General features: G+C 72.3%; 6 protein-coding genes. 1 reads left to right on the forward strand and 5 read right to left on the reverse strand.

All coding sequences use genetic code 11. The annotated features are described in order from the left end of the window. Positions 1-534, forward strand: a 534-nt coding sequence (locus AC2VOK_RS20215) for a sensor domain-containing protein (protein WP_428902034.1), incomplete at its 5' end; no start/stop codon positions are given. On the opposite strand, the gene mnmA is transcribed toward AC2VOK_RS20215, so the two are convergent. The 5 genes from mnmA to AC2VOK_RS20240 all read right to left on the reverse strand — a co-directional run bounded on the left by mnmA (position 531) and on the right by AC2VOK_RS20240 (position 5,728). Further along, on the reverse strand, positions 531-1,607 hold the full coding sequence (gene mnmA / locus AC2VOK_RS20220; protein WP_428902035.1) for a tRNA 2-thiouridine(34) synthase MnmA: 1,077 nt from the start codon (positions 1,605-1,607) through the stop codon (positions 531-533). The genes AC2VOK_RS20215 and mnmA overlap by 4 nt on opposite strands. Next, positions 1,608-2,786 (reverse strand): cysteine desulfurase family protein, encoded by a 1,179-nt coding sequence (locus tag AC2VOK_RS20225; protein ID WP_428902036.1) that lies wholly within the window; start codon positions 2,784-2,786, stop codon positions 1,608-1,610. It lies immediately after the preceding gene. Between the two features lie 59 nt (positions 2,787-2,845). Continuing rightward, positions 2,846-3,700 (reverse strand): lysophospholipid acyltransferase family protein, encoded by an 855-nt coding sequence (locus tag AC2VOK_RS20230; protein ID WP_428902039.1) that lies wholly within the window; start codon positions 3,698-3,700, stop codon positions 2,846-2,848. Beyond that, positions 3,700-4,563 carry a GNAT family N-acetyltransferase gene (locus AC2VOK_RS20235; RefSeq protein WP_428902037.1) on the reverse strand — a complete coding sequence of 288 codons (864 nt, stop codon included), beginning with the start codon at positions 4,561-4,563 and terminating at the stop codon, positions 3,700-3,702. Before AC2VOK_RS20235 ends, AC2VOK_RS20230 begins: the two co-directional genes overlap by 1 nt. A 208-nt stretch (positions 4,564-4,771) precedes the next feature. Then, a complete protein-coding gene (locus AC2VOK_RS20240) occupies positions 4,772-5,728 on the reverse strand; it encodes an electron transfer flavoprotein subunit alpha/FixB family protein (protein WP_428902038.1) in 957 nt (318 codons plus the stop codon). Between the last annotated feature and the right edge of the window lie 23 nt (positions 5,729-5,751).

A 5,751-nucleotide genomic window follows, 5' to 3' on the forward strand; every position in this document is an offset into this window, starting at 1 on the left:
ACCCGGCATCCCGTGCACGGCGTCGACGTCGACACGGTGCTGCTGGACCAGCCGCGGATGCGCGCGATCACCGGCGCCGGTGAACACCTGACGGTCATTCCGTCGATGGACGACATCAGCCCGGTGGACATCGACGCCCTGGCCGACAACGCGCCGCCGCAATGCCGGTTCCTGTTCGCCGAGACCGCGACGTTCGGACCCGACATCGCGGAGTTCCACAAGACGACGTTCCAGGACCCGCCCGAGGGGGCGCTGATCTCCGAGGGCGCCGCCGCCTACCCCGACAGCGACACCGCCCGGCGGGCGTTCGGAGCCCTGGTGGGCGCCGTCGGCGACTGCGCCGACAGCGCGGCCGGACAGCTGCTCGTCGGCGACTGGCAGGCCAACGCGAGCTCACTGCACCTGCGCCCCGGCGGCTGCGGGCGCGACTACCGGGTCCTGTCGGTGGCCCTGCTGGAGGTCACCTACTGCGGCTTCCCGCAGTCGGTGTCCGACATCGTGATGACCAACATCGCCGCGAACGTGGCGCATTAACGCCGGGCGCCGGTGATGGTGGCGCTGCCGATCACCTCGTCGCCGCGCGCGTCGGGCCGGTACAGTGCCAGCGTCTGGCCGCGCGCCACCCCGCGCAGCGGGGCACGCAACCGCACGACCAGCTCGTCGCCGACCAGTTCCGCGACCGCGCTCACCGCGTCACCGTGCGCACGTACCTGGACCGCGCACTCGATCGCGCGGCACGGCGCGACTCCGGCGGTGAACACCGGCGACCGTCCGACCAACTCGTCGACGTCGAGGTCGCTCACCCCGCCCACCCGGACCGTGGCGGTCCGCGCGTCGATCGCGGTCACGTAGCGCGGGGCGCCGCCCGGCCCCGGCCCGGCGATGCCCAGGCCCTTGCGCTGCCCGACGGTGAAGCCGTGCACCCCGTCGTGGGTCGCCAGCACCGCGCCGTCGGCGTCGACCACGCGGCCGGGCCGCACCCCGATGCGCTCCCCCAGGAAGGTCCGGGTGTCCCCGGACGGGATGAAGCAGATGTCGTGGCTGTCCGGCTTTTCGGCGACCGCCAGGCCACGCCGGGCGGCCTCGGCGCGGATCTGCGGCTTGGGCGTGTCCCCGATCGGGAACACCGCGTGGCGCAGCTGCCCGGCGGTCAGCACCGCCAGCACGTAGGACTGGTCCTTGTCGCGGTCGACGGCGCGGCGCAGCCGCCCCCCGGACAGCCGGGCGTAGTGGCCGGTGGCCACGGCGTCGAAGCCCAGCGCCAGCGCCTTGGCCGACAGCGCCGAGAACTTGATCCGCTGGTTGCAACGCACGCACGGATTGGGCGTCTCGCCTCGCGCGTAGGACGACACGAAGTCGTCGATCACCTCGGCTTCGAACCTTTCGGCGAAATCCCAGACGTAGAAAGGGATTCCGAGGACGTCGGCGACCCGGCGCGCGTCGGAGGCGTCCTCCTTCGAGCAGCAGCCGCGTGACCCGGTGCGCAGCGTGCCGGGCGCCGCTGAGAGCGCCAGATGGACGCCGACCACCTCGTGCCCGGCGTCGACCATGCGGGCGGCGGCCACCGAGGAGTCCACACCGCCGCTCATCGCAGCGAGGACCTTCACCTAGGAGGCCCCCGCGGCGGCCAGGGCGGCCCTGCGGGCGCGGTCCACCGCACCGGGCAGCACCCGCAAGAGCGCGTCGACGTCCGCGTCGACGCTGGTGTGGCCCAAGGAGAACCGCAGCGATCCCCGGGCGCCGGCCGGGTCTGCGCCCATCGCGAGCAGCACGTGCGACGGTTGTGCGACACCGGCCGTGCAGGCCGACCCCGTAGAACACTCGATCCCGTTGGCGTCCAACAGCATCAGCAGCGCATCGCCTTCGCAGCCGCGAAAGGTGAAGTGCGCGTTTCCGGGTAGCCGCAGCGGGTCGCGGGCGCCGTTGAGTGTGACGTCGTCGACGGAAGCCAACACGCCGTCGACCAGTCGGTCCCGCAGGGCACGCAGCCGCACGCCGTTGGCTTCCAGGCCGTCCACCGCGATCCGGAGCGCTGCCGCCATCCCGACGGCACCGGCGACATCGGGTGTACCGGAGCGGATGTCGCGCTCCTGGCCACCGCCGTGCGCCAGCGGCACGCAGGCCACGTCGCGGCGCAGCAGCAACGCACCCACGCCGGCGGGCCCGCCGAACTTGTGCGCGGTCAGGCTGATCGCCGACAGCGCGCCGGCGGAGAAGTCGACGGGCAGCTGGCCGACGGCCTGCACGGCGTCGCTGTGCATCGGGACACCGAATTCCGCGGCGACGGCGGCGAGCTCGGCGACGGGCAACACGGTGCCGACCTCGTTATTGGCCCACATCGCCGTCACCAGCGCAACGTCGTCGTGGGTCTGCAGCACCTCGCGCAGCGCGGCCGCCGCGACCGACCCGTCGGGGGCCGTGGGGAGCCGGGTCACCCGGGCGTCCTCGTGTTCGACGAGCCAGTTCACCGCGTCCAGGACGGCGTGGTGTTCGACCTCGGTGGTCACGATGCGACGGTGGCGCGGGTCGGCGTCGCGCCGGGCCCAGTAGATGCCCTTGACGGCGAGATTGTCGCTCTCGGTGCCGCCCGCGGTGAAGATCACCTCCGAGGGTCGCGCGCCCAGCCGGTCGGCGATGAGCTCGCGGGATTCCTCAATCCGCCGCCGCGCCACCCGCCCGCTGGTGTGCAGCGAGGACGCGTTGCCCACCGCGCCGAGCACGGCCGTCATCGCCTCGACGGCCGCGGGGTGCATCGGGGTGCTGGCAGCGTGATCCAGGTAGACCATGACGCGCCCCACGTTACCTGCCCGCTCAGCGGCCCCACACTGCGCAGCGGGCCGCGGCGTCAGGCCACCAGCACGTGTCCGACACCCTGATGCCGGGACACTCCCAGGGCCACCGCGGACTGGCAGCGGCCGGCCAGGTCGCGCCGGTCGGTGCGCGGCAGCTGCAGGGCTTCGACCTGCACCCGCGCCAGCGTGCGCCGCACGGTGAGCAACCGGCGGATCGAGCGTGGCAGGGTCTCGTCGCCGACGAAGGCCGGCACGGTCGAGACGCTGCCGTCGGGGTGGTGGTAGGTCAGCCGCAGCGGCTGCGCCGGGCGGCCGGCGTCGATGGCGGCCTGGAACATCGCGGGGTAGAAGGACCCGCGGCCGCGGTGCGAACCCCGAGGGCGTCCGCACCAGGTGGTGCCCTCGGGGAAGGCCACCACCGTCTGGCCCGCACGCAGCCGCCCGGCGACGGCGTCGACCACCGCGGGCAGGCGCCTCAGGCTGGACCGGTCGATCGGGATGACCTTCAGGATTCGGGCCACCACTCCCGTCCCGCGCCCGGTGAACATGTCGGCGCGGGCCACGAAAGACCCGGGCAACACCGACCCGATGGCAAAGACGTCCAGCCACGACGTGTGGGAGCTGACCACCAGCACGCCGCGCAGATTGCGGATCGGGTTGCCCGACACAGCGATCCGCACCCCGAAGCAGCGCAGCACCGATCGGCAGTAGAGGCGCTGGATGCGCGTGCGGCCCGGCAGGGGCACCGCCAGCAACGGCAGCCCCGGCGCCAACAGGAACGCCAGCGCGCAGCGCAGCGCCACCCGCAGCGCCACCCGCACGCGGGACTCGTCATCGGTGTTGTCCTGGCAGACACAGCTGGCGTCGCACTTGTTGTGGGGCAGCCAGGCGTGGCCCGCGGCGGGAATCACCGCCGGTCACCGGCCGGGTCGGAGGTCAGCTGGGAGGCCGCCGAGACCGACCGCAGTCTTCGCAGGTACCGGGTGTCGGCGCGCCGCTTGTCCAGCAGGACGCAGAAGTCGCCGACGCCGAACGCCGGATCGTGGGCGGGTTCACCGCAGACCTGGGCGCCCAGCCGCAGGTAGCCACGCAGCAGGGCGGGAACCGACGACCGGGCCGGTGCGGGGATGTCGTCGAGGGCACGGCCGTCGACGACCACCGGCCGGTGCGGGTGCACCCGGTACCGCGATGGTGCGGCATGACGGCTCAGGATGACATCGCGGACGCCGCGCAGAAGGCTGCCCGGCGCCTCATCGCCGGACTCGCCGCCGATCGGCACCGACACACATCCGGTGACGTAGTCGTAGTCGTAGCGATCCAGGTAGGCGAGGATGCCGGCCCACATCAACAGCACCACGGCGCCGTTGCGGTGGCCGTCGCGCACCACGGCGCGGCCCATCTCCACCAGTGACGCCCGCAGCGGGTCGAAGGCGCGCAGGTCGAACTCCGTCTCGGTGTAGAGCCCGCCGGCCGCGATCGCGCCCGCCGGCGCCAGCATCCGGTAGCAACCCACCAGTTCGTCGCTGTCGTCGTCGCGAACCAGCAGGTGGTCGCAGAACTCGTCGAACCGGTCGACGTCGCGCCGTTGGTAACCACCGGCCGGCAGGGCGAAGCCGGGGGTGCTGCTGAACACGTCGTAGCGGAGCCGCTGGGCCGCCTCGATCATGCCGGGGTCGGTGGACAGCAGCAGGGAGTAGCGCGGGCTGGCCGGCGCGCTCGCCGCGACGCCGTCCGGTGTGTCGCTGGGTATGAGGACCGAAGCAATGCTCATGGGATGACCGTGTCGTACCTGTTCGGCGAATCGGCATCGGCGCGCTGACGTGTCGGTGCACGTCAGATGACGAAATGCACGCAGGCGGGGCGATCGGCACCACGGCACGGGCACACTGACGCCAACCGGGGGTGGCGGCGCGGGCAGACGCGAAAGCCCCCGACACGCCGGGCGTGCGGGGGCTTTCGCGTCTGGTGGAAGGGGAAATTCAGTCCTTGCGGGCCTTGACCGCCTCCGTCAGCTGGGGCGCCACCTTGAACAGGTCGCCGATGATCCCGTAGTCGGCGATCTCGAAGATGGGCGCCTCTTCGTCCTTGTTGACGGCGATGATGGTCTTCGACGTCTGCATGCCGGCACGGTGCTGGATCGCCCCGGAGATGCCCAGCGCGATGTAGAGCTGCGGGGACACCGTCTTGCCGGTCTGGCCGACCTGGAACTGGCCCGGGTAGTAGCCGGAGTCCACCGCGGCGCGCGACGCCCCGACGGCCGCACCCAGCGCGTCGGCGAGGTCTTCGACCACGCTGAAGTTCTCGGCGCTGCCGACACCACGACCCCCGGAGACCACGATGGTGGCCTCGGTCAGCTCCGGGCGGTCACCGGCGACCGCGGGCTCGCGGGTGGTGATCTTGGTGGCGTTGTCGGCGGCGGCGGGCACCTCCACGCTGACCTGCTCGCCCGCCCCGGCCTGAGGCTGCGCCTCGATCGCGCCGGCGCGCACCGTGATCACCGGGGTGTCGCCGTTGGCTTGCGCCTCGACGGTGAACGCGCCGCCGAAGATGGAGTGGACGGCCTTGTTGCCCTCCATGACTTCGACCACATCGACCAGCAGACCCGACCCGATCCGGGCGGCGAGGCGGCCCGCGATCTCCTTGCCGTCCGCGTTGGCGCACAGCAGCACCGCGGCCGGGGTGGCCGATTCGGCCAGCGACGCCAGCACATCGACGTACGGGGTGATCAGGTAGTTGTCGGCGTCGTCGGACTCGGCGACGTAGACCTTGGCGGCGCCGGCCTCCTTGAGCCCGTCGACGAGCAGATCGGCCGTCCCCGGCTTGCCGATGACGACAGCGGCCGGCTCGCCCAGAGCCCGGGCGGCGGTGATCAGTTCGGCGGTGACCTTCTTCAACGCGCCTTCGGCGTGCTCGACGAGCACCAGTACTTCAGCCATGGGTTATTCGCTCTTCTCGTGTC

Source organism: Mycobacterium sp. TH-M116 (genome assembly GCF_057473685.1).

Excerpts from the sequence above, each read along its gene's own strand:
- AC2VOK_RS20225 (WP_428902036.1), bottom strand. The coding sequence starts at position 2,786 with ATGGTCTACCTGGATCACGCTGCCAGCACCCCGATGCACCCCGCGGCC.
- AC2VOK_RS20235 (WP_428902037.1), bottom strand. The coding sequence starts at position 4,563 with ATGAGCATTGCTTCGGTCCTCATACCCAGCGACACACCGGACGGCGTC.
- AC2VOK_RS20240 (WP_428902038.1), bottom strand. The coding sequence starts at position 5,728 with ATGGCTGAAGTACTGGTGCTCGTCGAGCACGCCGAAGGCGCGTTGAAG.